This window comes from Deinococcus sp. (genome assembly GCF_018260555.1).
In the GTDB taxonomy this organism is placed as follows: Bacteria; Deinococcota; Deinococci; order Deinococcales; family Deinococcaceae; genus Deinococcus.
On record NZ_JAGLBB010000018.1, the window covers coordinates 21,353 to 46,376 of the forward strand.

Below are 25,024 nucleotides of genomic sequence, written 5' to 3' on the forward strand. Positions count from 1 at the left end.
ACGTATTGAGGCCCGCTGTTCACGTTTCGTGAGGGTACCTGGAGGGAAACCATGGAAGAACGCAAGAGTATGGGGGGCGCGCTGGTCGATGTATTCGACGCTGGCCTGACCCTCGTGAAATCCGAGATCAACGCCGTGGCCCGCAAGGCCGGAGAGATCGCCAAGGCCAAGGGCATCGGTGCCGTGCTGCTGCTGGCCTCCACCGGCCCGCTGATTCTGGGTCTGATCTTCATCATCCTGGCTGTGTTCTACGGTCTGATGCGTCTGGGCCTGGGCGCGTGGGCCGCCGCGCTGATCATCGCCCTGCTGAGCTTTGCCGTGACCGGCGCGCTGATCGTCCTGGGGATCAAGAAACTCGGGACCGAGGTGCAGATGAACGAACCCCGCTTCCGCCGCTCCGAGACCGACACCGCTCCGGCCACCAGCGCCAGTAGCGCTCAGCCCTTCCCCGCCACCAACGCGGCCAGCCACACGACCGGCACCCACGGCACCACTAGCCAAGGCACCGGCACTCACAGTGTGGCCGGCTCAACCGGGCGTGACGCCTACAACCCCAGCGGCCCCCGCGTTGAAATCGGGCGGGATGCCAGCACCCACGCCGCAGGCGAGACCCGCGTGACCCGCGAAGGGGGCGGCACCGCTACCATTCGCGTCGAGGGCGGCGAGACCACCGTTCCCGTGTACGAAAGCAAACCCAGCGGCGAACCCGTTCACTACGGCAGCGGCCTGAACAAGCAGATCGACGGCAGCGCGGCCGGGGAAGGTCATCACGCCGCCACCCGAGGGCACCAGCACGACCCGAACCTTCAGGAACCCGTGGTGCTCAAAGATGCCCCCGGCATTCCCGTGAGCACTGCCGCGACCTTCCGCGACGACATGAAAAAAGGAGGGCAGTCCTGATGGCCGAGTACCTCACGGAACGCGAGGAAGCCCGTGAACGCCTGAAAAACAGCGTGGACGCGCTGACCCAGCAGGCCAGCTTGCAGGTCAACCTGCAAAAAGAACCACTCAAAATGCTCGGCGGCGCGTCTGCCGTGGGCGCCGTGCTGGGCCTGGTGGTCGGGCGGCAGTTCAAACGCAGCAAGAAAGTGTACGTGGACGCCGACAGCCCCATCAAACACCAGAAGGCCCTGATCAAAGCGCAGAAGTCCCAGCGGGGCGGCGGCGTGGGCGGCGCACTCGTGGCGACGCTGGGCACCCTGGCTTTCAAGACCGTCATGGACCGCGTGGTCACGCCCCGGCTTGAGCAGGTCGCGGACACGCTGATGGAGAAATCTGGACAGCCTGCCGGGAGCGCCAAGTCCGCCGCGCCCGCACGCGCCTCTGCTCAGATCACACCCGCCCGCGGCGCACCCAGCACCCTGGGGGGTGCTCCGTCCAGCGCCGCCGTGAGTTTCACTAAGGCACCCGCCAGCGAAGGAGCCGCGAGCGCCCAGTCTGTGCAGAGTTACGCCCAGCAGGCCCCCGCCCAGGGCAGCGTTCCCCCCGCACCGGGCACCTCGGCTGCACTGGAAACTCCGGCGCACCCCGGTGTGAAGCCGCATCCAGTCAGCCACGTGGAGGCCAAAGCAGTTGGCAGTCCCATCGCGCCCGACGAGATGGGCAACCCCAACCTCCGCTAAACACCGCCCGCACCCACCAAGCAGTCCGCCCGTCAAAGGTGGGCTGCTTTTTGATACGCTCCGATCAGGAGTGCTAGCCTCCGGCCATGACCGCCACCCGCAGCACCCGGCAGCGCGATGTGATCACCCGCATCATGCAGGCCGCCCAGGGACCACTGGCCGTTGCCGACGTGCACGACCGCGCGCGGAGCGACCTACCGGGCCTGGGGATCGCCACCGTGTACCGCACCCTGAAACTCCTGACCGACCAGGGCCGCATTCACCCCGTTACCCTGGACGGTGAAACCCTCTACGAGACCAGCGGCCAGGGCCACCACCACCACTTCTCCTGCCAGGACTGCGGCCGCGTCTTCACGCTGCACACCTGCCCCGTCGCGCTGCCCAGCGGCACCGTCTACCCGGGTGGGTTCATCGTGCGCGCCCACGAGGTCACCCTGTATGGCCAGTGCCCCGACTGCGCCGCCCGCGTCTGAAACGAATTCCGGTGAATTCGGTGCAGTCTCGAATCAATCCGGACGGATGCGAAGAATACGAATTCCGATTCGTAACTGCTCAGCAGGGTAAATTGCTCAGAATCTGAATTCAGCCCTATAAATTGCTAAGAAGCTGCTTTCAAATGACTGAAATTGCCGATATGGGCGAATTGGTTCGTCCAAGGCAGATTTGCAGTAAATATTATGCTCATACAAAACGGGAACAAGCGTTTTTTGCCGTGTTTATCGTGCTGAGCAGTTACCCCGATTCATTCAGTGCAGTTCCGAATGAATCCGAGCGGGTGAAAGCAGGTACAGCATACGGATTGCGCTTGGCTCTGGCCGGACCTGCTGTGACTGCGGTTCACGGCGTCGTTCATGTGGGGCCGCCCTTGACCCTGGGCGGGCCGGGACGCTAGTCTGCGCGGTAGCTCCTGCGTGGAGCGACCCACTTCAGAGCGCCCGAGAGAACTGGCTCGTAGACGGCGCGGCAACCGGACCTCATCGCGTCACGGTGCCAAGGCCAGCCCACCCGCCGCGGGTCAACGATGACCGCCGGGAGGGACCAAGAGGGAAGGTCACGCGGTTGATTCGCTTCAGCGCTCCTTCTCGCACCACACGAGCAGGGGCGCCTCCTTTACACACAGGCGGCGTCCCACGGTTCCCGCCGAGGAGGCGCACGTCATGGCGTACAGATTTGAAACATTGCAGGTTCACGCCGGTCAGCAGCCGGACCCGGCCACCGGGGCGCAGCAGACGCCCATCTACGCCACGAACAGTTACGTGTTCCAGTCGCCGGAGCACGCCGCCGACCTGTTCGGCCTGCGGGCGTTCGGGAACATCTACAGCCGCCTCACGAACCCCACGAACGCCGTGTTCGAGGCGCGGGTCGCGGCGCTTGAAGGCGGTGTGGGCGCGCTGGCCGTCGCCAGCGGGCACGCCGCGCAGTTCCTGGCAATCACGAACGTCGCGCAGGCCGGGGATAACATCGTGTCCAGCCCGAACCTGTACGGCGGAACCGTCAATCAGTTCCGGGTGACCCTGCGCCGCCTGGGGATCGAGGTGCGCTTTACCAGCCGTGAGGAACGCCCGGAGGAGTTCACGGCCCTGATCGACGACCACACCCGCGCCGTATACCTGGAAACCATCGGGAACCCGGCCCTGAACGTCCCGGATTTCGGGGGGATCGCGGCCGCCGCGCACGCCCAGGGTGTCGCGGTGTTCGTGGACAACACCTTTGGCGCGGGCGGGTACTACTGCCAGCCGCTGCGGCACGGCGCTGACGTGGTGCTGCACTCCGCCAGCAAGTGGATCGGCGGGCACGGTAACGGCATTGGCGGCGTGATCGTGGACGGCGGCACCTTCGACTGGGGCAACGGCCGCTACCCGCTGATGACGGAGGCCAGCCCCAGTTACCACGGCCTGAACTTCTGGGAGACGTTCGGGGAGGGGAACCCGCTGGGCCTGCCGAACGTGGCGTTCATTACCCGCGCCCGCACCGAGGGCCTGCGTGACCTGGGTCCCACCCTGGCCCCGCAGCAGGCGTGGCAGTTCCTTCAGGGCCTGGAAACCCTGAGCCTGCGAGCCGAGCGGCACGCGCAGAACACCCTGGCCCTCGCGTCGTGGCTGGCCGCCCACCCGGACGTGGCGCGCGTTACGTACCCCGGTCTGAGTAACCACCCGCACTATGACCGCGCGCAGCACTACCTGCCGCGCGGGGCGGGCGCGGTCCTGACCTTCGAACTGCGAGGCGGGCGCGCGGCAGGCGAGGCGTTCATCCAGGCCGTGAAGCTGGCGCAGCACGTGGCGAACGTCGGGGACACCCGCACGCTGGTCATCCACCCGGCCAGCACCACCCACAGCCAGCTGAGCGCCGAGGCACAGGCGGCCGCCGGCGTCACGCCCGGACTGGTGCGCGTGTCGGTGGGGATAGAGCACATCGACGACATCCGCGAGGACTTCGCGCAGGCGCTGGCCGCCGCGCTGACCGGAGCGGAATCCGCGCCGTCTGGAGGCGCGCAATCAGGAGTGGCCGGAGCGGGAGGGAGTCAGTGACCGCCCAGACGCACCCGGGCCACGGCCACCTGCCGGTCTCCGCGAGCACCGAAGCGGAGGACGCTCCAGCCGCCACGGACCGATGTCAGGCGGGCCAGCCTGACCTGACCCCCGCCCCCCAGATGCCCGCCGTCCAGACGCGTGCCGCCCAGATGCCTGCCGCGCAGACCGCCCGGCTGTTCCGGCACGCGCCCCTGCTGCTCGACTGCGGACAGCCGGTCAACGACGTGACCGTCACGTACCACACGTACGGCACGCCGCAACCCACCGCCACCCTCGTCCTGCACGCCCTGACCGGCACGAGCGCCGTGCACGAGTGGTGGCCGGACTTTCTGGGTGAGGGCCGCCCGCTGGACCCCACCCGCGACTACGTGATCTGCGCGAACGTGCTGGGCGGCTGTGCCGGCACGACGGGCCCCGCCGAGCTGCCCCGCGTGGCCGGAGCCGACGCGCCCCTGACCCTGCGCGACATGGCCCGCACCGGCCGCGCGCTGCTCGACCACCTGGGCGTGATCCGCGTGCGGATCGTGGGCGCCAGCATGGGCGGCATGCTCGCCTACGCCTGGCTGCTCGAATGCCCGGACCTCGTGGAACGCGCCGTGATTATCGGCGCCCCGGCACGCCACTCGCCGTGGGCCATCGGCCTGAACACCGCCGCCCGCAGCGCCATCCGCGCCGCGCCCGGCGGGGAAGGACTGAAGGTCGCGCGGCAGATTGCCATGCTCTCGTACCGCAGCCCAGACAGTTTCGCCGTCACGCAGACCGGCCAGCGCGTGCCCGGTGTACCCGCCATCACCAGTTACCTGCACCACCACGGCGAGAAACTCCAGGCGCGCTTCTGCGAACGCAGCTACGTCGCCCTGACCGGAGCCATGGACGCCTTCCAACCCACCGACGAAGAACTGCGCACCATCCAGACGCCCACCCTGGTCGTCGGGATCAGCAGCGACGTGCTGTACCCACCAGCCGAGGTGAAGGCCGGCGCGGCCCTGCTGCCCCGCGCCGACTACCGCGAGCTGCACTCCATTCACGGGCACGACGCCTTCCTGATGGACCCCGGCCCCCTGCCCGGCATGGTCAGCGCCTTCCTGGGCGCCTGAAGAGAAGTGGGCTCGGTCGATCCGGTTCGTCTGGCCGGATCAGATCAGCAGGGAAGAGTGCAGCAGCGCCGCGACCTGCGCCGCCGTACCGCTCAGGGTGTGCCGCTGCAGCACTCGCTGGCGGGCCTGCACTCCGAACTGCGCCGTGCGGTCCGGGTGGGCCGCCATGGCGCGCAGTGTCCGCGCCAGCAGGTGCGGGGCGGGCGGGACCAGCAGGCCGTCCACGCCGTCGCGGATCAGTTCGGCCTGCGCGGGAATGGGCGTGGTCACCACCGGCAGGCCCGACGCCATGGCCTCCAGCGTGACCAGCGACTGGTTCTCGGCCAGGGTGGGTTGCAGCAGCGCGTCGGCGGCGCGGTACAGGTCCGGCAGGTCCCAGCGGCGGCCCAGGAACCTTACGTTGTGCAGGCGCAGCGCGCGGGTCAGGGTGCGGGCCAGGCTTCCCACGCTTGAATCCATATCGCCCACGAACACGAAGTTCAGGTCCGGAGCGTGCCGGGCCGCCAGCACGGCTGCCAACTGGTTCTTCTCTGGCGCGAAGCGGCCGGGCACGAGTACCGTGAAGCCGCTGAAGCCCAGGCGGGCGCGCAGTGCGGCGCGGAGATCGGGCGGGGCAGGCTGGTAGCGGTCCGGGTTCACGCCGTTCGTCAGACCGCCCACGTGGGGCAGACCCATCTCGGTGTGCAAGAAGGCCTGTCCCCACCGTGAGACGGTCAGGACCGAGTCGGCGCGGCGCAGGCCGCTCAGTTTGGTCGCGCGGTACACCTGCCGGTACCAGCCCTGCAGGCCCGCCGGGTAGTGGTAGTCCAGCTGATCGTGCACCACGGCCACGCGGGGCGCGCGCAGGGTGTCCAGCGCGCGGTACGTACTGGGGTCCCAGGCCTGCACGACCCGCAGGTCAAAACTGTTCAGGTCGCCAGTGATGGCCTTCAGGTCATCGTACCGCCGGGCGGGCACCCCCGCCTCCCCGAATCGGCGGGCGAGTTCATCCAGCGCCCCGCCGCGTGGCAGGAACACTGTGGGGTTCAGGCCGTGCGCGGGCAGCAGCGGCAGCACGTCCAGCATCCAGACCTCGCTGCCTGCCACGCGCGGCGCGTCGGTTATAAACGCCACGCGTGGCGCGGGCGGCGTCACTCGACCGGCTCGCCGCGCTGGAGTTTCACGGCGCGCACGAGGTTCTGGTACATCAGGGCGCTGGTGAGCGGGCCCACGCCGCCCGGAACGGGTGATTGCGCGCGCACCGGCAGGTCCGGCAGGGCGTCCCCGACGACCCCGCCGGGTTGCACGTTGATGCCGGCGTCGATCACGACGTGGTGCGGCTGCACGTGTTCCGGGCGCAGCAGTCCGGCGCGGCCCACGGCGACCACGATGGCGTCCAGGCGCGCCAGTACGCGGCCCAGGTAGCGGGTGTGTTCGTTGCAGAGGGTGACGGTCGCGCCCCGGTTGTTCAGCATGAAGGTCAGGGGGCGGCCCACGGTGCGTCCGGGGCCGATCACGGCGATGTTCAGGCCGCGCAGGTCGTCGCCCAGCGCGGCGCGCAGCAGGAACCGGATGGACCGTGGCGTGGGCGGCAGGAGCGCCTCGGCTTCACGTCCGGCGGCGATCAGGGCGAGGTTGGCGGGACTGAGGCCCTCGACGTCCTTGCGGGGCGCGAGTCGCAGCAGGGCGGCGTCGGCGTCCAGGCCGGGAGCAAGCGGGAGTTCCAGCATGATTCCGTGCACGCTGGAGTCGGCGGACAGTTCGTCCAGCGTGGCGTGCAGGGCGGCGTCGCTCAGGGTGTCGCCCAGGTCGCGGGCGGTGAACTGCACGCCCAGGCGTTCGGCGCGGCGGGCCTTGCTGTCCACGTACACGCGGGAGGCCGGGTCGCCGCTGGCGAGCACGCTGACCAGATGCGGGCGGAAGGTCCAGGCGCGCAGGTCGGCCTTCACGCCTCGCGTGACCTGATCGGCCAGCGCCTTGCCGGTCAGGGCGCCGGTCAGGAGCGTGCGGGCAGTGGCCGTGTCGTGACCTGGAGTGTCGTGAGCCTGGGTGTCGTGGGTCGGGGTGGGAGGATCAGGTGTGGGCATCTGGGAATCCGATCGTGTGAGGGAGCTGGCGTGCCGGGCGGCGGGTGTCGGCCACAGCATAGCGATTTGCCTGTGGGTCAGGCGGACGGTCGTTTGACCGAGTCCGGAGTCCCGGGGCCCGGAACAGGCAGGTCAGGCCGGGCAGGGGAGGTCCGATCCAGACGGCGCTCCACTGGGCCACAGTCGGAAAAACGCCGCCTGGGGGGCTGCATACCGCGAAGGGGCGTGGGCTGTTTCTTCTCGCGTCCGCTCGGATTGATTCAGAACTGCACTGAATCAACCGGAGTCCGTATCACACACGGAGTTCTCACCAACCGCCGTCATTTGACGTGAAAGGTTCAGATCGGGTGGTTGATGATCTGCTGCGTCGTCTTGCGTGAAGACTTTCACAGCGGTCACCCCAGCGGAAGCCTATCTTCTGTCCAGATGGTCATTGACGCTCCCCGCCCTGCCCGCGCCCGCAGCGCAGAAGAAAAAAACCGACGCCGGGACGACATCCTGCGTGCGGCCGAACGCCTCTGGACAACCACCGCCTACGCCGACCTCAGCATGAATCAGGTGGCGCGTGAAGCCCGGCTGGCCAAGGGCACACTGTACCTGTACTTCGATACCAAGGAAGAGCTGTTCCTGGCGCTGCTCGGCGAACACCTGAACGCCTGGATTACCCACACCACCGAGATCCTGCGCGAACGCCAGCCCCGCACGCCCGCCCAGGTCAGCGACGCCCTGCTGCACTCCAGCGAGACCCTGACCCCCCTGCGCCGCCTGCTGGTGCTGCTGGGCACCGTGCTGGAACGCAACGTGCGCCCCGAACTGGCCACCGAATTCCGCCGCGACCTGGACGCCCAGCTGGGCCGGGTGTTCGAGTACATGCCGTACAGCCCGCCCACCACGCTGCGCATGCTGCGCCACCTGTACGCCGTGGCCATCGGCTGGCAGCAATTCAGTGAGTCCCTGTCCGGCATGGACCCCGCGACCGGTGAGCCCACCCGGGACGCCCAGTGGACCTTCCAGAGCGAGTTCGAACTGGCGCTGCGCTCTGTTGTGGATCACCTCGCCGCGCAGGACACCGCTGAGCAGAACTCCAGCGTGCAGGATACCGCCGGGGAGTAAACCGCCTCCTTTTCCAGGAGAGTGATACGGGTTCTGTGTACTCCGTTGGGGGATCGGAACACCACCGATACGGACTACCGCTCCACTGCGCCACAGTCGGAAGGGCGCCGCCTGCGGCTCCATACCGCGAAGGGACGTCTGCCCTTCCCACTCGCTTCCGCTCAGATTGATTCAGAACTGCTGGGAATTAATCGGAATCCGTATCAGTTGAGGATCTTGAGCTTCAAGCTCAGGCTGGCCTTGCCACCCGCTGGCACGGCCACCTGGCGGGTGATGGTGACCTGTCCGTTCCGAGCCGCCTGTCAGTCTACAGAGACGCTTCGGGCGTAAAGCTGCTCCCGCACGTTGACTTTCGTGGCTGCGCCCTTGGTGCTGGTGAAGCTGTAGGTAACCTGGTAGCTGGTACTGAGAACCTGACCCTTCTCGTTTTTCTCCTGCCCGGTGCGCTTGACTGCCTTTTCGTAGCGAAGGGCAGAATCGGCTCCCAGGTCGAGGTCAACGGGTTTGCCTGCCGGCACGGCCGGAAGTTGCACACTGCCCACCAGCAGGCCCCCTTCGCGCACATCAATCAGCCCGGTGGGCAGCGACTGCGACAACGTGAACTTGTAGTGGCGACTGCCAGAGCCCGCGCTCCCCTGACCATTGAAGTACGACTGCACACTGGCGTAGCGGGTGAAGTCGCTGACCTTGGGTTGCAAAAAGGGCAGGGTCAGCGTTTCGCCGCGACCGATGGTCAGGCCGCCGGGGAGTGTGTAGCGTTGCAGGCCGCGCACCTCACCGACACTCCGAATCTGGTCGAGAGCGCCACCGCCTGCGCCGGATGGAACGGTCGCAGCGTTAGCCGTGCCTGTCGTGCCTGCCATTGCCTCTGAATAAGCCACCGGCACCGCCGTCGTCTGGTAGGGCTGCCACACGTTTCCTCCGTACAGGTCAACCTTCTGTGCGGTGAACGGCTGATCGCTGAGGTTGCTGACCTGCGCCAGCGCCGCCAGAGTTGCCGCAGCGCCACCTGGGTTCAGTTCGTAACGCGGCCTCCAGAACAGCGCCCCGGTGCGGTACAGCAGATTGGCATTCTTCGCGGTGTCCACACCGGTCACCTTGACGGTCACGCCGCCCCGGAGCGGTGGCTTTTCGCTGAAGGCCAGCTCGCTGCGCCCGGCATTGACATATTCGCCGCTGCTGAGCTTCACCAGCAAGTCGTCGGCACGTTCCAGGGTGGCCTGCACCGGGGCCTGTCCAGGGGCCACCCAGGTCACGCTTTTGCCTTCCTGTGTGCGCAGCCAGTCCAGCTCGGCAGGTTGCAGCGAAATGTGAGCTGCCGCACCACTCACGCTGAAACTTCCCGGCTGAATCCAGCGCCAGGACCCGAATGGAAACGTAACAACTGAGGTCGCAGGTTGCTGCACTTCGCTGAAAGTCGGGTAGATGCGCAGGTCAGTGGCAAAGGCGGCAGAGGGAAGGAGGGCCAGGAGCAGAGCAACGGTTTGACGTTTCATGGGTGACCTCGGGGGGTGCATGGCGCTCAGAATTACGGCGCAGGCTAACGCGTTTCTGGTCACTTCCCGATCCGCAGACGCCAAAGCTGCACGCCTTTACCGCTCAGGGTGGTCGGTCCCTGCCCCGCCCGCACAAAACCCAGAGCGCGGACTGGCCCATTCAACTGGCCTACCCTCTGCCCGGTCCGAGCGATCTACCGTTCGCGCCACTCGTTCGCTTTTTCGCGTAGCACATGCTTGAGCACCTTGCCGCTGGCGGTCTTGGGCAACTCGGGCACCAGTTGCACGCGCCGGGGCAGGGCGTAGTCGGGCAGGTGTGGGGAGCAGAAACTCAGGATTTCGCGCCCCTGCACCTGCGCGCCGGGGTGCAGGGTGACAAAGGCCACAGGCAGGTCGCCCGCCCCGGTCTGCGCGGCCACCACCACCGCCTCGCGCACGCTGGGGTGGCGGTACAGCACCGCTTCTATCTGCACGCTGGAAATGGGCTGGCCGCCGATGTTGAGAAGGTCACCCTCGCGGTCAAGGATGTCCATGCGCCCGTCGGGGTGAATGACGGCCAGGTCGCCGGTGTGCAGCCAGCCGTTCTTGATGGCGCGGCGGGTGGCACGCGGATTCTTGTAGTAGCCCTTCATGACGGCGTTGCTGCGAATCACGATTTCGCCGGGGGTGTGACCGTCATGTGGCACCGGCAGGTCGCCTTCGCCCAGCACGGCGATTTCGCCGCCGTACAGCATCGGGTGACCCTGCCGCGCCACAATCCGGGCGTCCGGCCCCAGCGTCTTTTCCTCGTACAGATCGGTAATGGTCAGGATGGCCGCCGTCTCGACCAGACCGTAGCCGTGCAGCACCTCGAAGCCCTGGGCTTGCAACGCGCTGATCAGGCCGGGTTGGGGACTGGTGCCGGCCAGCATCAGGCGCACGGGCCTGGGCAAGGGCGAGGCGGCCGCCGCGTCGGCCAGTGGCCCCACCAGCGAGGGAGAGGCGCACAGGTGCGTGATTCCCCCCTGAATGGCCAGGCGCAGGTCGCCGCGCAGCATGACGTGGGTGCCGCCCGCCGCCGTGACCGCCCACGCACAGCCCCAGCCGTTGGCGTGGGCCAGCGGAATGGCGTGCAGGTACGTGCTGCCGGGGTGCAGGTTCAGGTGATAGAGCATGTTCACGTTGTTCACGAACGCGTTGCGGTGTGTGAGCATCACGCCCTTGGGGTCGGCGGTGGTGCCCCCGGTGTAGTTGATGCTGATGGGCGCGTTCTCGTCCAGGCCAGGCGGCCATGCCAGCAGCGGTTGCGGCGCGAGGTGCTGCCACTGTGCGTTGAGGGCCTCACCGGTGCAGATGGGGATGACCGGGACGCCCAGCGCGTCCAGCGTGGCCTGCACCCTGCCCACATGCGCCGCGTCTACCAGCGCCAGTTGCGGGTCGCAGTGTCGGCTGAGGGTGTTCAGGGCGTGGTCGTCGAAGGCGGGGTTCAGCGGCACCAGCACACCACCCGCGAGTGGAACTGCGTGGAAGGCCAGCAGCGTATCCAGGCGGTTCGGGGCGATCAGCAGGACGTGCCCGCCCGCTTGCAGCCCGCGTTCGCGCAGCAGTTCTCCCAGCCGGCTGACCTGCTCGCCGAATTCCCGGTAAGTCAGGCTCAGGTCGCCGTCGGTCACCGCACAGTGATCGGGGTAGATACGAATGGCGCGCAGGGCGCCCTCCAGGGGGCTGAAGGGGATCTTCAAGGCGGCTCCGGGTAAGCGTGAGAGACGAACAGCACTACCGAGAGTCTGAGAGAGAGTAGGCTGTATGGACCCTACCTATCTAGACAACTGGTTGCGGATGGCAACCTTACATGCAGCCTGACTAGACAAATCCCTGCCATTTGTGTGAAGTCTCCCTCCATACTTCAGACACCTAAAGCTTCAGTTTTCCCGCGCCCCGGCAACGTCTTCCGGGGAATGTCCCCGTTGGACGGCCCTTTCCGGAGGTACGATGCCGCAATTACACGTTGACAATGTGACCCTCTCGTTCGGCGGACTCAATGCCCTCTCCACCGTGAGCCTGACGGTGCCCGAAGGCGAGGTCGTGAGCATCATCGGCCCCAACGGCGCAGGCAAGACCTCGCTGCTGAACTGCATCAGCGGGTTTTACCACCCCACCCGGGGCCGCATCACTTTCGGCGAACATGACCTGAGCAAAGCGGCGCCCAACGTGGTCACCAGGTACGGGATCGCCCGCGCCTTTCAGAACCTCGAACTGTTCCGGGGCATGACCGTCGTGGAAAATCTGCTGCTGGCACGGCACACCCACCTGAATTACAACCTGCTCGATAGCATCCTGTACTACGGCAAGGCCAGCCGGGTAGAGGCCGAAAACCGCCACTACGTCGAGCAGATCATTGATTTCATGGAACTGGAAGAGTACCGCCACCACCACGTCGGGACGCTGGCCTACGGAGTGCAAAAGCGCGTGGAGGTGGCCCGCGCCCTGACCCTGCAACCGAAACTGCTGCTGCTCGACGAGCCGATGGCGGGCATGAACGTGGAGGAAAAAGAAGACATGGTGCGCTTCATCCTTGATATTCAGCGCGAACGCGGCGTCACCGTGGTGCTGATCGAGCACGACCTGGGCGTGGTGATGGACATTTCCGACCGGGTGTACGTGCTGGACTTCGGGCAACTCATCGCGGGCGGTACTCCCGAGGACGTCAGTGCCGACCCCCGCGTGATCGAGGCGTACACCGGCGTGGCCGAACACGAACCCCTCCCCCAGGCGAGCCCCAGCCCAGCCCAGGCGGTGGCCCGGTGACCGCCCGCAGTCCCAAGGCCCCAGAGAGCACCGTGGCCCCAGAGGGCACCAGCGCCAGCCTGTTGGGCGACGTGACGCGCTTTACCATTCCGCAACTGCTCGCCGAACGCGCCCGCCTCGCACCGAGCGGCGTGGCGCTGCGGCACAAGGAATTCGGCATCTGGAACGAAACCACCAACCTCACCTACCTGGAACGTGCCCAGGAGGTCGCGGCCGGGCTGCACGCGCTGGGGGTGAAGCGCGGCGACAAGGTGGCAGTGGTGGCCGAGAACATTCCCGAGTGGGTGTTCATGGAGGTGGGCGCTCAGGCGCTGGGGGCCATCAGCGTGGGCGTGTACCAGAGCAGCGGGGACAGCGAAGTGAAGTACGTGGTGGACTACACCGACGCCGTGGTGGTACTGGCCCAGGACGAGGAGCAGGTTGATAAACTCCTTGAGCACCGCGCTGAACTGACCAATGTACGCAAGGTGATCTACGAGGACCCGCGCGGCATGGCCAAGCACGCCCACGACGACTGGTTCATGTCCTTCGAGGACCTGCTGAGCCTGGGGCGGGGGCAGGCCAGCGCCATCTTTACCGCCGAGGCGGCCAAAGGACACCCGGACGATATCTGCCACTTCTCGCTCACGTCCGGCACCACGGGGGCACCCAAGGCCGCCATGCTGACCCACCGCAACATGCTGTACATGGGTCAATCCCTGGGTGAATTAGAGAAGTTCAGGCCCGGCAGCGATTACCTGAGTTTCCTGCCGATGGCCTGGATGGGCGAACAGATGATGACCGTCGGCGTGGCGCTGGCAAACGGCATCACCGTGAATTTCCCGGAAAGCAACGAGACGGCCATGCAGGACCTCGTGGAGATCGGGCCCCACTTCATGTTCGCGCCGCCGCGCATCTGGGAAGGCATTCAGAGCCAGATGTACATCCGGATGCAGGAAAGCTACGGCCCAAACAGGGCCATGTACCGCAAGTTGCTGAAATGGAGTACCGACGCCGCCGACGCCTCTCTTTCCGGCAAGAAACCGTCCGGGCTGGTTGCCCTGAAAAGCAAAATTGCCTACTGGGGCCTGACGCGCCCGCTGCTGGATCAGCTTGGCTTTCTGCGCCTCACGCACGCCTACACGGGCGGGGCGGCGCTGGGACCGGACGTGTTCCGCTTCTATCACGGGCTGGGCGTGAACCTGAAGCAGGTCTACGGGCAGACCGAGAACATCGGCATCGCTTACGTGCACCGCGACGGCGACGTGCGCTTTGACACCGTGGGCATGCCGCTGCCCGGCAGCGAGTGCCGTATCACTGAGGAAGGCGAAATCATCAGCCGCAGCCCGGCCGTGTGCAAGGGCTACTACAAGAAGGAAGACGCCAGCGCCGAGACGATTAAGGGCGGCTGGCTGCACTCCGGGGACGCCGGACGGATGACCGCCGACGGCCACCTGCAAGTCATTGACCGCCTGAGCGACGTGATGCAAAGCAGTCGTGGCGAACGCTTTAGCCCGCAGTACATCGAAAACCGCCTGAAGTTCAGCCCGTACATCAAGGAAGCCGTGGCGCTGGGGCACGGGCGCGACGAGGTGACGGCGATGCTGAACATAGATCCCATGACGGTGGGCCAGTGGGCCGAGAAAAAACAGATCGCCTACACCACCTACATGGAACTGACCAGCAAGCCGGAGGTGGCCCACCTACTGCTGCGCGAGGTGCAGGAGGCCAATGGCCGCCTGGAACCGCACGAGCGAATCCAGCGCTTTGTGCTGCTGTACAAACTGCTGGACGCCGACGACGACGAACTGACCCGCACCGGCAAGGTGAGGCGCAAGTTGATTAACGAGAAGTACGCGCCGATTGTTCAGGCGCTCTACGACGGCAGCGAGAGGGTCAGTGTGGAAGCCGTGTTCAAGTATCAGGACGGTCAGGAGCAGCGGGTGCGTACGGACGTGGTGGTGTTCCGCACGCCGGGCGAGGAGCAGAGTCCGGTGCGGGGGTCGGCCAGAGTGGGGACTTCGGCGTGAAGCCTGCTCAGTGGCCCAGGGCGACCGCTCCCCTGAGAGGGGCGCTCGGTGCCGAATCCGGTGCTCTGCACAGCGATGTTCTTGTTTCCCCCTCCAGGGGAGCTGCCCTGAACGGGCAGAGGAGTTAATCCGTGGACCTACTTCCTCAACTTCTGATCGCTGGAGTCGTCATTGGCAGCATTTATGCGCTGGCGGCGCTGGGGTTCGTGCTGATCTACAAGTCCAGCCGCGTCATCAACTTCGCGCACGGGCAAATTATCGCCACGGGGGCGTTTATCGCCTTCGCGCTCACGCAAAAAGGCGTGAACTTCTGGCTGGCGGGCCTGATCGCCATGATGGCCACCTTCTTCCTGGGCATGCTGATCGAACGGGTGTTCCTGCGGAAAATGGTGGGCGAGCCGATCATCTCGGTCATCATGGTCACCATCGGCCTGAGCAGCGTCATCGAGGGCCTGATTCACCTGACGCCCTTCGGCGCGGGCAATTTCGGTTTTCAGACGCCCGCTGTCCTCAGTGGCGACGGCCTCAACCTGCTGGGGACGCAGCTTTCACGCACGCAGATTGCCGGGGTGCTGGCCGCGCTGGGGCTGCTGGCGGGCTTCACGTACTTCTTCAACAAGTCCACCCTGGGAATCACCATGCGCGCTGTGGCTGACGACCAGATGGCCGCCATGAGCGTGGGCACCAGCGTGGAGCGTGTGTTTGCGCTGGCCTGGGCTGCCGCCGGACTGACGGCCGCTGCCGCCGGGGTCATCCTGGGCCTCATGAGCGGCCTCACATTGGGGGGACTGGCCGGGATCGGTCTGAAGGTCTTCCCGGTGGTCATCCTGGGCGGCCTGGACAGCGTGGCAGGCGCCATCGTGGGCGGCATCCTCATCGGTATCCTCGAAAACCTGGCGGCGGGCTACCTCGACGGCCTGGTACCTGGCGGCGGTACCCGCGAGGTCTTCCCCTTCATCATCCTGATCGCCGTGCTCCTGCTGCGGCCCTACGGACTGTTCGGCACGAAGGAGATTGAACGTGTTTGAGGTTGCAGCCAGAGGATGGATGATGAATAACACACATACCAATTTTTGCTCCATCCGCCATCAGCCATTACCCATCGGCGCCTGCGCAGGAGGCCAGTGATGCCCGCCTCCCGCTTCACCCAGACCGGCAATTACCGGGTGCGCTATCAGCAGGATCAGACGATCTTCGCTACCTACGCCGAGCAACTGAGCCTGGTGGTGCTGCTCCTGGCGCTGCTGCTGCTGCCGCTGCTTATTTCCAAGACGCTGCTGCGCGACGTGAACATGATCATGATCTACGCGGTGGCGGTCATCGGCCTGAACGTGACCACCGGGTACACGGGCCTCATCAATATCGGGCAGGCGGCATTCATGGCCGTTGGAGCGTACGCCACGGCCCTGGCTGCCACAAAACTGAACCTGCCGTTTTTCCTGGCGATTCCACTGGGTGGCCTGGCGGGGGCCGTTGTGGGCACCTTCGTCGGCCTGCCCAGCCTGCGGCTCAAGTACCTGTACCTGGCGGTCGCCACGCTGGCCTTCCAGATCATCTTCGAGTGGACGGTGGGGCACTCCCCGCTGCTGGCCCAGGGTGGGGCCATCATCCTGCCCCCGGTCGAAGTGTTCGGAATCAAAGCCACTTTTCTGAACCACAACAAGGTCTGGTATTACATCATCCTGCCCGTACTGGTGGTCATGGGACTGCTGTGGCGCAATATTCTGCGCAGTAAGCACGGGCGCTCCTTCATCGCCGTACGCGACAACGACCGCGCCGCCGCCGCCATGGGCATCAACCCCGGCGTGACCAAACTGACTGCTTTCCTGGTGGGCAGCTTCTTCGCGGGGATCGCGGGCGGGCTGTTCGCGTACTTTCAGAAAGCCGTGGTCATCGAGGACTATGGCCTGCATACCAGCGTGCAACTGCTGGCCATGGCGATTGTGGGCGGCCTGGGCAGCGTGCCCGGTTCCTTCCTGGGGCCGCTCTTTATCGTGGCGCTCGACCGGGGGATGGGAGGCCTGAGCAACTTCATGAGCGAACGCCAGATTTTCCCGCCCGGCGTGGACGCCGCTACCGCCCTGCGCCCCCTCGCCTTCGGCCTCTCCATCATGCTGTTCCTGATCTACGAACCGCGTGGACTGGCGAACTGGTGGCGACTGAGCCGGATGTACTTCAAGAAGTGGCCCTACAAGTTCTAGCTGAAGGCAGATGGCAGATGGCGGATGGCTGATGGCTCAAAAGCCGTCAGACCTGGCCACAGGCAGTCTCCAGATCAGCCCCTAACTCCCAACACCACACCTTCCAATGTCCGCCATCTGCCACTCGCCTTCCGCCACCTGCCCCTCGCCATCTGCGTACCCGGAGGTACACCATGAACAAAGCACTCGCGCTGACCGCCCTCATTTCCCTCGCTTCCTTCGCCTCGGCCAAGGACATCACGTTGGTCTGGTCGGGCGCGGTGACTGGCCCGACCAGCGACGCGGGCAGCAGCTACGGCAAGGGCGTCGAGGACTACTGCAAGTACGCCAACAGTGAGAAGATGTTGGCCGGCGTGACCCTCAAGTGCGTCATCCGCGATGACCAGTACAACAACGCCAACACCCAGAGCAACTTTGAAGAGTTCGTGGGCAACGAGCAGATACCGGTGTTCCTGGGTTACTCCACGGGCGGCATGCTGCAAATCAAGGGCACCGTGCAGGAAACCAAGGTGCCCACCCTGACAGCCAGTTTGCACATCGGCATCATTGACCCACCCAACAACCAGTACATGTTCCTGCCCGTCGCCAGCTACTCGGAGAACATCGTGAGCCTGCTGGAGTACGTCGCCAAGAAGGAAAGAGGCGCAAAAGTGGCCCTGATCGTGAACCCCAGTCCCTTCGGGCGCGACCCCGTGGTGGATGCCCGCAAGGCCGCCGAGCGCCTGGGCCTCAAGATTACCGACGTGCAGGAGGTCGGCGGCAACAACCTGGATAACACCGCGCTGCTCAAGCGGCTGGAAGCACAGGGAGCCAAGTACGTCATCAACCAGAACACCGCCGGGCCAGTCGCCAACATCCTGAAGGACGCCAAACGCCTGGGCCTGCTGGGCAAGATGCAGTTCATGGGGGCGCACTACGCGGGCGGCGAGGACCTGACCAAGCTGGCCGGAGACGCCGCCGCCAACTTCATCTGGGTCACGAGCTACTACATGTACGACGAGGGCGACAAGCCCGGCATCCAGCTCGTGAAGAAAATCGGCGCACAGTTTAACCAGAAGCCCGACGTGATCCGGAGCGTGAACTACACCTCTGGAATGCTGACCGCCAGCATCGCCATCGAGGCCATGAAGCGGTCGGGAAGCACCATCAACAACGTCACGGTGTACAAGGCCCTGACCAGCATGGTGGGCAGCAAGAAGTTCGACCCCGGCTTTTCGGTCGGCCCCGTGACCTTCAGCGCCAAAGACCACGTGGGAGCCGAAACCATGCGCCTGCTGCAAGCCGACGCGACCGGCAACTTCAAGGCCATCACCGGGCCAATGCAGAGCCAGATGTTCAAACTCATTCACCCGATGAAGTGAGGCAAGACCCCTCGCCTCGCAAGGCCTTCTCTCCAGGGCGAGGGGTTCCCCAGCACCGCCAAAGGAGCTTATGACCGCAGTCACCCCACCTCAACCCCACATTCAACCGCCGTCCGTGGGCGCAGCAGCTTTGTCAAGCGACCTGACCGTGAACAACGTGGAAGTGGTATACCACGACATCATTCAGGTCTTGCGCGGCGTATCGCTGACGGTGCGGGCCGGGCGAGTGACCAGCCTGCTCGGCACCAACGGCGCGGGCAAAACCACCACCCTGCGCGCCATTTCGGGCCTGCTGAAGCCGGAAAACGGCAAAATCCGCGAGGGCACCGTGTCGTTCGAGGGCCACACGCTTTCCAGCATGGTCGGCTCGGACATCGTGAAGTCCGGCGTGGTACAGGTGCCCGAAGGCCGCCGCGTGTTCAAGCACCTGTCGGTCGAGGAAAACCTGCGAGCGGGGGCCATTCTGGGGCGCGGCAACTGGCGCGACGACCTGGAGCGCATGTACGCCTACTTTCCCAAGCTGAGCACGATGAAGGACAAGCAGGCCGGGTACACCTCGGGCGGCGAGCAGCAGATGCTGGCGATCGGCCGGGCGCTGATGGCCCACCCCAGGGTGCTGCTGCTGGACGAACCCTCCTTAGGCATTGCGCCGCTGCTGGTGCAAGAAATCTTCGAGAACGTGCGCCGCATCAACAGAGAAACGGGCCTGAGCGTGCTGGTGGTCGAGCAGAACGCCAACGTGGCCCTGCGCAACAGCGATTACGGCTACGTGATGGAAGGCGGACGCATCGTGATGGAAGGCGACAGCGCCGAACTCGCCAGTAACCCCGACGTGAAGGAGTTCTACCTGGGCGTCACGGAACACGGCAACCGCAAGAGCTTCCGCGAGGTCAAGAGCTACAAGCGGCGCAAACGCTGGATGTAGCCCCGTCTGATACGGCTCCCACTCGCTTTGCTCAGATTGAATGGGCTGCAAAGTCCGTTCAACCCGGAATCCGTCTGAGAGTCAGAACGTACGATTGTCTCTTCCTGCCCGCTTGTCAGGGAGGCTGGTAGGGGGCGGCAAACTCCAGCTTGCCTTTCTTTCGCCCAATGTGGGGAATTTCATGACTGATACTGTGTTTCCACCTTCTTCCGCTCCGCCCGCTTTGCCGGGGCTGCTTTCGCGGCTGCGGGGGCTGCCGCTGTACCGGGAAGCCCTGGCAGACGTGTCCGGTGACGCCGCCTGGGCCAGCGTGCCCTTCCTGACCCGTGAGCGGCTGAGTGCGGCGTTTGAAGCCGGCGAACTGCTGCACCCTGACGCTGTGCGTGTTCACCTCACCCCTCACCCGGGCGGAAGCTGGCTGCCCGAGTACGCCACCCGCGCCGATCTCCAGGCGCATGGGCAGGCGGGCGCGGCGGCCTTTGCGCTGGCGGGCGTGCGGCCCGGCGATCATGCCCAGATTGCCTTCGGGTACCACCGGTTCGCCGGCGGCTGGCTCATGCAAGGCGGCCTGGAGGCGCTGGGCGCCAAGACCATTCCCTTTGGCCCCGGCGAAACGGAAGCGCAACTGGAGTGCATCCGTCAGCTTGGGGTGCGCGTGCTGGTGTCGGCCCCCAGCTTTGCCCAGAAGCTCGGTGAGGCCGGGGCGCGGGTGGAACTGCTGATTTCCAGTGGCGAGCCGCTCACCAGTATCGCGGGCCGCCGCGAGAAGGTGGAGGCCGCGCTGGGCGCCGTGGCCCTGGACTGCTACGCCAGCAGTGAGGCGGGCCTGATGGCGCTGGAAACGCCAGCCAAAAACGGCCTGAAGGTGCTGGACGGCTGGGTGTACCTGGAAGTTATTGATCCCGAAACGGGCGCGGTTTTGCCCGGTGGCGAGCGCGGCGAACTGGTGGTCACGCACCTGACCAAGGAAGCCATGCCGCTGCTCCGCTTTCGCACAGGTGATCTGACCCGCATGGAACACCGCCCGGATGGCGTGTATCTGCCGGGCGGCGTGTTCGGCAACGTGGGCGGCATGCTGAAGGTCAAAGGCGTGAAACTGTTCCCGCGTGAAGTGGCTTTCTGGCTGGCGGGGCACGGGCTGGATCATACCCAGCACACCCTGCGCCTGTGGTCGCACAGCGGCGCAGACCGCATCGGATTGGCCGTGCGTGGCAGCGGCGACCCTGACGCGCTGAAAGCCGACTTCCAGAAACGCTTCGCCATGAAACTGGACGAGCTGACCCTGGACGATATGCACGAGGGCCGCGGCGTACTGGACGGGCGAAGCTGACCAACGGTACCGGACATGTTTCAATTCCAGAAAAGAACGTCCAGTACAGCTTCTGACCTCGGAACGAGGGTGTCGTACTTGTCCGTTTGTTTCGTCAATAAGACTGAACCACGCCGGGTTGCCGACTCCACGCCCGGAACTCGCCCTGCTCACACCCGATCTGTAGCACAGATCTACTCCGGATTCCGATTGATTCGCTGCAGTCCCGAATCAATCCGAGCGGACGCGAGTGGGAACAAGAGACGGATTGGGGGTTCACCGCTTGCATGTTCACTGCGCCCGCAGGCGGACTGAAGCCTGACAGGAGGCGCGGCGCGGCGGTCCGCGCAGGGTCTGTCTGCCTGTGCGTGGCAGGGGCCGCCCGGCGCGGCGCGTATCCTGCGCTGGTATGCGCGTAGTACTGAAACTCGGCACCAGTGTCCTGACCGCCGGCACGGACCGCCTGCACCGCCCCCGACTGGTGGACCTGATGCGAGGCCTGGCTGCCGTGCGCGCCGCCGGGCATGAGGCCGTCCTGGTCACCAGCGGCGCGGTGCTGGCGGGCTGGGAGGTGCTGGGCTTCCCGCCGCGCGACCGCACCCTGGCCGAGAAGCAACTGCTGGCCGCCGTCGGGCAGGGCCGCCTGATGCACACGTACGCGCAACTGGCGGACCTGTACGGCCTGCCGGTCGCGCAGGTCCTGTTGACCGCCGACGATTTCCGCGACCGCACCCGCTACCTGAACGCCCGCACCACCCTGGACGCCTGCCTGGCGCGCGGGGTCATGCCGATCATCAACGAGAACGACGCCGTGGCGCTGGAGCAGATCAAGGTCGGGGACAACGACACCCTCTCGGCGTTTGTGGCGAACCTGACCGGGGCGGACCTGCTGGTCATCCTGACCGACGCGCCTGGCCTGTACACCGCCGACCCCCGCAGCGATCCCACGGCCACCCTGATCCCGGTCGTGGAACGCGTGACCCCCGACGTCTGGGCACGGGCGGGGGGGGCCGGATCGCACCGTGGCACGGGCGGCATGCACACCAAGATCCAGGCGGCCGAGATCGCCACCCGCGCTGGAACCCCCGTCGTGATCGCGCCCGGGGACGCGCCGGACGCCCTGGTCCGCATCGTGGGCGGTGAGGCCATCGGCACCCGCTTCCTGGCAGCCGGGACCCGCCTGGAAGCCCGCAAACGCTGGATTCTGGCCGAGATCGCCGCCGGGCGCGCGCTGCTGGACGCCGGGGCCGCCCGCGCCGTTCGCGAACGCGGCGCGAGCCTCCTGCCGGCCGGGATCACGCGGGTCGAGGGCACCTTCCGGCGAGGGCACACCATCCGCCTGATTGACCCGGACGGCCACGAGATCGCGCGCGGCCTGACCCGCTACGCCTCGGCGGACCTGACCCGCCTTGCCGGGCACCACTCCCGCGACATTGAGGGCCTGCTGGGCTTTACGTACGGTCCGGAAGCCGTGCACCGCGACGACCTCGTGCGCCTGTAACGCCGACTCCGGTGCAAGGGTGGGCTGGCGGGCGTGGAGGGGGCAACTCGCTGCCCGGGCCGCTGGATGGGTCGGAGCGCGGGCTGCTGCGTGGGGTGTGAACAGGACAGACGGTTTGCAGATCAGGCCGTTCAATCCCCATGTGCCGCCGTTCGGCTCTGCCTGACTGGGGGCTGGCGGCGTTGCGGGCGCTGCGTGTGGGCCACGGGCGCCCGCAGCGCCGCCTATACTGCCGTGCGTGCTGTTGCCCATGCTTTCTGTCCCGCTGCTCGCCTCGCAGCTGATCATCGCCGACCCTGCCGGAGACGCGCGCGGTGACGGCGGATACATTCTCCCCACCCGGCCCGCCTTCACGGCCGAGATGCTGGACCTGCGCGCCTTTAGCGCCGAGAGCAACGGCGACACCATGCGCTTTACCGTCAGTTTCGGGCAGATGGGCAACCCCTGGAACGCCCCCAGTGGTTTTAGCGCGGGCGTGACGGACATCTTTATCAAGGGCGTGCTGGGCGGCCAGCAGGTACTTGCCGATACTGGCCTGCGCGTCCGCGGGCAGGGCGGGTGGCAGTACCACCTGCGCGTCACGGGCACCGGCGCCACCCTGCAAGAGGCGAACGCGCTGGGCACCCTGAGCACCCGCGCCGCCCCGACCGTCCAGGTGCAGGGCACCAGCCTGTTCATCGACGCGGCCGTGCCTGCCGGGAAGTATGGCTACTGGGTCACCAACAGCGTGTACACGCCCCTGTCCGCGGGCGGCCTCCTGAAACCCGGGCCGGGCACCCAGCCGACGGCGTTGCAGGCTGGCCGGACCGGGGCGCCCACCCCGGTCGATGTGCTGGCCGCTCCCGGGGACACGCAGGCGTTCACGAACGATACCCTGGCGGCTGTGGGCGAAACGCGCGACTGGGTCAGCGCCGCCCTGATCGGCCTGGGCGGTCTGGGCCTGCTGATCACCGTGATCGCCACTGTGATCGCGTGGCGTAGCCCGCGCCGTCTATGACCGCTCTGAGCGCCGCGCCCCGCGCCCCGATTCCCGCGCCGCTGCTGATCCTGAGCGCCGCCTTCCTGTGGGGCCTGCTGGGCATCCTGGGCAAGCAGGCGCAGGCGGCCGGAATCGCGCCACTGGAGGTCGCGTTCTGGCGCGCTGCCCTGGCCGGGGGACTGTACGCGCTGCACACGGCCGTGATCCGCGCGCCCCTGCCACGCGGCCAGGATCTGCTCGTCACGGCCGCGTTCGGCGTGGCGGGCGTCAGCGTGTTTTACGGCAGTTACCAGCTGGCCGTCCGGGCGGGCGGTGCGAGCCTCGCCAGCGTGCTGCTGTACACCGCGCCCGCCTTCGTCGCGTTGATCGGCTGGGCAGTGTGGCGCGAACGCCTGGGCCGGCGCGAGTTTCTTGCCATCGGCGGCACGCTGGGCGGCATCGGCCTGATCAGTCTGGGTGGCGGGCAGGGTGTGACCGTCAGCCCGGCCGCGCTGGGCCTGGGCCTGACGGCCGGGTTCACGTACTCGCTGTACTACATCTACGGGCGCGCCTTCTTCGACCGTTACGCGCCGCCCGCGCTGCTGGCGGTCGCGTTGCCCGTGGGGGCCATTTGCCTGCTGCCGTTCGTGACGTTCAGCGCCAAGACCGCGCCCGCCTGGGGCAGTCTGGTCGCCCTGTCGTTCTTCAGCACGTACCTGGCGTACCTGGCGTACAGCGCGGGCCTGCGCCGCCTGAACGCCACGCGCGCCAGCGTGATCGCCAGCCTGGAACCCGTCGTGGCCGCCGCCCTGGCTGCCGCGCTATTCGGTGAACGCCCCGCGCCGCTGGCCCTGCTGGGCGCTGCGTTGGTCATCGGGGCCGCCCTGCTGCTCAGCCTGCAACCCGACGAAAAGCACCCACCCGTGGAGTGACGCTGCCCGCCTACGCCAGCGCGGCGTTCAGTTCGTCGCGGAAGGTGCGGGCGGCCTGCACGCTGCCCCGCACCTCCAGACCCTGCGCGTACTGCACGCCCCGGCTGGCGCTGGCCAGGGCCCCGGTCCCGCCCGCGTCGAAGGCGGGGGCCAGTTGCGCGGCCGTGGCTCCCTGCGCGCCCAGGCCCGGGAGCAGCAGCAGCGCGCGCGGCATCCGGGCCCGGAACGCACCTAGGTCCTGCGGGTGCGTGGCGCCCACGACCGCGCCGACGCTGGCGTACTCGCCGTTCTCGGCGGCGTTCAGGCGCGTGATCTCGTCGGCCACGCGTTCGCTGACACCGTGTCCCTGAAGGTCCGCCTGTCCGGGGTTGCTGGTCTTGACCAGCACGAACACCGCCCCGCCACTGGCGCGGGCCGTATCCACGAACGGCGTCAGGGTCTCGAACCCCAGGAAGGGATTGACGGTCAGGGCCGCGCCCGCGTGCCGTCCGGTCAGCCAGCCCTGCGCGTACGCCTGCGCGGTCGTGCCGATATCGCCGCGTTTGGCGTCCAGCAGCACGGGCAGGCCCAGCGTGCGGGCCGCCGCGCACACGTCCTCCAGAATGCGCATTCCGTCCAGCCCCAGCGCCTCGTAGAACGCCAGTTGCGGCTTGACGCACGCCGCGTACGGCGCGGTCGCCTCCAGCACGTCCAGGGTGTGGGCACGCAGGTGCTCGGCGTCCCGGTAGTCGCCCAGGCGGGGGTCCAGGCCCACGCACAGGCGGGTGTTCAGGCGGCGGGTTCGGTCGGTGACGGCCTGCGCGAAGTTCATCGGGTCCGAGGCTACCGCATCTGCTCCCCGGACCGTCCACGCCGCCCTGCCCGGACAACCCCGCGCGGGCGGTACCCTGACACGCATGACCTTTTCCATCGTGGGCCGTGACGCCCGCACGGGCGACCTGGGTGTGGCTGTCGCCAGCAAATTCCTGGCCGTGGGTGCGCTGGTGCCGTTCGTGCAGGGCGGCGTGGGCGCCGTCGCCACGCAGAGTTACGTGAACGTAACTGCTCAGCAGGGGACGATCAGACAGAGAAATTGGGCATGAGAATATCCCCCGTGAACACGCTGACCAGTCCATG

General features: G+C 66.7%; 22 protein-coding genes and 1 pseudogene. 18 read left to right on the forward strand and 5 right to left on the reverse strand.

The window, feature by feature from the left end:
- Positions 1-51: 51 nt before the first annotated feature.
- The 6 genes from QZ271_RS05300 to QZ271_RS05325 all read left to right on the forward strand — a co-directional run bounded on the left by QZ271_RS05300 (position 52) and on the right by QZ271_RS05325 (position 5,250).
- Positions 52-900 carry a phage holin family protein gene (locus QZ271_RS05300; RefSeq protein ID WP_291429684.1) on the forward strand — a complete coding sequence of 283 codons (849 nt, stop codon included), beginning with the start codon at positions 52-54 and terminating at the stop codon, positions 898-900.
- Complete coding sequence (locus QZ271_RS05305; protein ID WP_291429685.1) at positions 900-1,622, forward strand: hypothetical protein; 723 nt, start codon at positions 900-902, stop codon at positions 1,620-1,622. The genes QZ271_RS05300 and QZ271_RS05305 overlap by 1 nt, the downstream gene beginning before the upstream one ends.
- 86 nt (positions 1,623-1,708) lie before the next feature.
- Positions 1,709-2,095 (forward strand): Fur family transcriptional regulator, encoded by a 387-nt coding sequence (locus tag QZ271_RS05310; RefSeq protein ID WP_291429686.1) that lies wholly within the window; start codon positions 1,709-1,711, stop codon positions 2,093-2,095.
- 143 nt (positions 2,096-2,238) lie between these two features.
- On the forward strand, positions 2,239-2,514 hold the full coding sequence (locus QZ271_RS05315) for a hypothetical protein (protein ID WP_291429687.1): 276 nt from the start codon (positions 2,239-2,241) through the stop codon (positions 2,512-2,514).
- Between the two features lie 265 nt (positions 2,515-2,779).
- The gene (locus QZ271_RS05320; RefSeq protein WP_291429688.1) at positions 2,780-4,150 is read left to right on the forward strand and encodes an aminotransferase class V-fold PLP-dependent enzyme; all 1,371 of its coding nucleotides are present in this window, start codon (positions 2,780-2,782) and stop codon (positions 4,148-4,150) included.
- Positions 4,151-4,272: 122 nt separating this feature from the next.
- The gene (locus QZ271_RS05325; RefSeq protein ID WP_291429707.1) at positions 4,273-5,250 is read left to right on the forward strand and encodes an alpha/beta fold hydrolase family protein; all 978 of its coding nucleotides are present in this window, start codon (positions 4,273-4,275) and stop codon (positions 5,248-5,250) included.
- 39 nt (positions 5,251-5,289) lie between these two features.
- Here QZ271_RS05325 and QZ271_RS05330 read toward each other — a convergent pair whose 3' ends face one another.
- Together QZ271_RS05330 and QZ271_RS05335 are read right to left on the reverse strand one after the other, a co-directional pair.
- A complete protein-coding gene (locus tag QZ271_RS05330) occupies positions 5,290-6,384 on the reverse strand; it encodes a glycosyltransferase family 4 protein (RefSeq protein ID WP_291429689.1) in 1,095 nt (364 codons plus the stop codon).
- Positions 6,381-7,316 (reverse strand): bifunctional 5,10-methylenetetrahydrofolate dehydrogenase/5,10-methenyltetrahydrofolate cyclohydrolase, encoded by a 936-nt coding sequence (locus tag QZ271_RS05335; protein WP_291429690.1) that lies wholly within the window; start codon positions 7,314-7,316, stop codon positions 6,381-6,383. The genes QZ271_RS05330 and QZ271_RS05335 overlap by 4 nt, the downstream gene beginning before the upstream one ends.
- Before the next feature lie 426 nt (positions 7,317-7,742).
- On the opposite strand from QZ271_RS05335, the gene QZ271_RS05340 reads away from it, so the two are divergent.
- Positions 7,743-8,429: a TetR/AcrR family transcriptional regulator gene (locus tag QZ271_RS05340; RefSeq protein WP_291429691.1), complete on the forward strand. Its 687-nt coding sequence runs from the start codon at positions 7,743-7,745 to the stop codon at positions 8,427-8,429.
- Positions 8,430-8,731: 302 nt separating this feature from the next.
- Here the strand turns inward: QZ271_RS05340 and QZ271_RS05345 are convergent, their stop codons facing one another.
- Together QZ271_RS05345 and QZ271_RS05350 are read right to left on the reverse strand one after the other, a co-directional pair.
- A complete protein-coding gene (locus QZ271_RS05345) occupies positions 8,732-9,925 on the reverse strand; it encodes a hypothetical protein (RefSeq protein ID WP_291429692.1) in 1,194 nt (397 codons plus the stop codon).
- 194 nt (positions 9,926-10,119) lie between these two features.
- Positions 10,120-11,646: an AMP-binding protein gene (locus QZ271_RS05350; protein WP_291429693.1), complete on the reverse strand. Its 1,527-nt coding sequence runs from the start codon at positions 11,644-11,646 to the stop codon at positions 10,120-10,122.
- Between the two features lie 313 nt (positions 11,647-11,959).
- Here QZ271_RS05350 and QZ271_RS05355 point away from each other — a divergent pair, with 313 nt between their 5' ends.
- The 10 genes from QZ271_RS05355 (at position 11,960) to QZ271_RS05400 (ending at position 23,908) form a co-directional block, all read left to right on the forward strand.
- Positions 11,960-12,712, forward strand: coding sequence for an ABC transporter ATP-binding protein (locus QZ271_RS05355; RefSeq protein ID WP_291429694.1), 753 nt, complete (start codon positions 11,960-11,962; stop codon positions 12,710-12,712).
- Entirely contained in the window at positions 12,709-14,721 is a 2,013-nt protein-coding gene (locus QZ271_RS05360; protein WP_291429695.1) for an AMP-binding protein, read from the forward strand. The genes QZ271_RS05355 and QZ271_RS05360 overlap by 4 nt, the downstream gene beginning before the upstream one ends.
- Positions 14,722-14,852: 131 nt before the next feature.
- Complete coding sequence (locus QZ271_RS05365) at positions 14,853-15,749, forward strand: branched-chain amino acid ABC transporter permease (protein ID WP_291429696.1); 897 nt, start codon at positions 14,853-14,855, stop codon at positions 15,747-15,749.
- A 99-nt stretch (positions 15,750-15,848) separates the two neighbouring features.
- A complete protein-coding gene (locus tag QZ271_RS05370) occupies positions 15,849-16,922 on the forward strand; it encodes a branched-chain amino acid ABC transporter permease (protein ID WP_291429697.1) in 1,074 nt (357 codons plus the stop codon).
- Positions 16,923-17,095: 173 nt separating this feature from the next.
- Entirely contained in the window at positions 17,096-18,283 is a 1,188-nt protein-coding gene (locus tag QZ271_RS05375) for an ABC transporter substrate-binding protein (protein WP_291429698.1), read from the forward strand.
- 130 nt (positions 18,284-18,413) lie between these two features.
- On the forward strand, positions 18,414-19,208 hold the full coding sequence (locus tag QZ271_RS05380) for an ABC transporter ATP-binding protein (RefSeq protein ID WP_291429699.1): 795 nt from the start codon (positions 18,414-18,416) through the stop codon (positions 19,206-19,208).
- 181 nt (positions 19,209-19,389) lie between these two features.
- Positions 19,390-20,538 carry a phenylacetate--CoA ligase family protein gene (locus QZ271_RS05385; RefSeq protein ID WP_291429700.1) on the forward strand — a complete coding sequence of 383 codons (1,149 nt, stop codon included), beginning with the start codon at positions 19,390-19,392 and terminating at the stop codon, positions 20,536-20,538.
- A 388-nt stretch (positions 20,539-20,926) separates the two neighbouring features.
- Entirely contained in the window at positions 20,927-22,018 is a 1,092-nt protein-coding gene (gene proB, locus QZ271_RS05390; RefSeq protein ID WP_291429701.1) for a glutamate 5-kinase, read from the forward strand.
- Between the two features lie 238 nt (positions 22,019-22,256).
- A complete protein-coding gene (locus tag QZ271_RS05395) occupies positions 22,257-23,015 on the forward strand; it encodes a glucodextranase DOMON-like domain-containing protein (protein ID WP_291429702.1) in 759 nt (252 codons plus the stop codon).
- Positions 23,012-23,908: an EamA family transporter gene (locus QZ271_RS05400; RefSeq protein ID WP_291429703.1), complete on the forward strand. Its 897-nt coding sequence runs from the start codon at positions 23,012-23,014 to the stop codon at positions 23,906-23,908. Before QZ271_RS05395 ends, QZ271_RS05400 begins: the two co-directional genes overlap by 4 nt.
- A 10-nt stretch (positions 23,909-23,918) precedes the next feature.
- Here QZ271_RS05400 and pyrF read toward each other — a convergent pair whose 3' ends face one another.
- Positions 23,919-24,719 (reverse strand): orotidine-5'-phosphate decarboxylase, encoded by an 801-nt coding sequence (gene pyrF / locus QZ271_RS05405; RefSeq protein ID WP_291429704.1) that lies wholly within the window; start codon positions 24,717-24,719, stop codon positions 23,919-23,921.
- An 85-nt stretch (positions 24,720-24,804) separates the two neighbouring features.
- Here pyrF and QZ271_RS05410 point away from each other — a divergent pair.
- Positions 24,805-24,951, forward strand: a pseudogene (locus QZ271_RS05410) (DUF1028 domain-containing protein); the annotation flags it as partial.
- Positions 24,952-25,024: the final 73 nt, after the last annotated feature.

What these genes read in the sequence shown, in the direction of transcription:
- QZ271_RS05300 (WP_291429684.1), top strand. Translation starts at nt 52, where the DNA reads ATGGAAGAACGCAAGAGTATGGGGGGCGCGCTGGTCGATGTATTCGAC.
- QZ271_RS05305 (WP_291429685.1), top strand. Translation starts at nt 900, where the DNA reads ATGGCCGAGTACCTCACGGAACGCGAGGAAGCCCGTGAACGCCTGAAA.
- QZ271_RS05310 (WP_291429686.1), top strand. Translation starts at nt 1,709, where the DNA reads ATGACCGCCACCCGCAGCACCCGGCAGCGCGATGTGATCACCCGCATC.
- QZ271_RS05315 (WP_291429687.1), top strand. Translation starts at nt 2,239, where the DNA reads ATGACTGAAATTGCCGATATGGGCGAATTGGTTCGTCCAAGGCAGATT.
- QZ271_RS05320 (WP_291429688.1), top strand. Translation starts at nt 2,780, where the DNA reads ATGGCGTACAGATTTGAAACATTGCAGGTTCACGCCGGTCAGCAGCCG.
- QZ271_RS05325 (WP_291429707.1), top strand. Translation starts at nt 4,273, where the DNA reads ATGCCCGCCGTCCAGACGCGTGCCGCCCAGATGCCTGCCGCGCAGACC.
- QZ271_RS05335 (WP_291429690.1), bottom strand. Translation starts at nt 7,316, where the DNA reads ATGCCCACACCTGATCCTCCCACCCCGACCCACGACACCCAGGCTCAC.
- QZ271_RS05340 (WP_291429691.1), top strand. Translation starts at nt 7,743, where the DNA reads ATGGTCATTGACGCTCCCCGCCCTGCCCGCGCCCGCAGCGCAGAAGAA.
- QZ271_RS05345 (WP_291429692.1), bottom strand. Translation starts at nt 9,925, where the DNA reads ATGAAACGTCAAACCGTTGCTCTGCTCCTGGCCCTCCTTCCCTCTGCC.
- QZ271_RS05370 (WP_291429697.1), top strand. Translation starts at nt 15,849, where the DNA reads ATGCCCGCCTCCCGCTTCACCCAGACCGGCAATTACCGGGTGCGCTAT.
- QZ271_RS05375 (WP_291429698.1), top strand. Translation starts at nt 17,096, where the DNA reads ATGAACAAAGCACTCGCGCTGACCGCCCTCATTTCCCTCGCTTCCTTC.
- QZ271_RS05385 (WP_291429700.1), top strand. Translation starts at nt 19,390, where the DNA reads ATGACTGATACTGTGTTTCCACCTTCTTCCGCTCCGCCCGCTTTGCCG.
- proB (WP_291429701.1), top strand. Translation starts at nt 20,927, where the DNA reads ATGCGCGTAGTACTGAAACTCGGCACCAGTGTCCTGACCGCCGGCACG.
- QZ271_RS05400 (WP_291429703.1), top strand. Translation starts at nt 23,012, where the DNA reads ATGACCGCTCTGAGCGCCGCGCCCCGCGCCCCGATTCCCGCGCCGCTG.
- pyrF (WP_291429704.1), bottom strand. Translation starts at nt 24,719, where the DNA reads ATGAACTTCGCGCAGGCCGTCACCGACCGAACCCGCCGCCTGAACACC.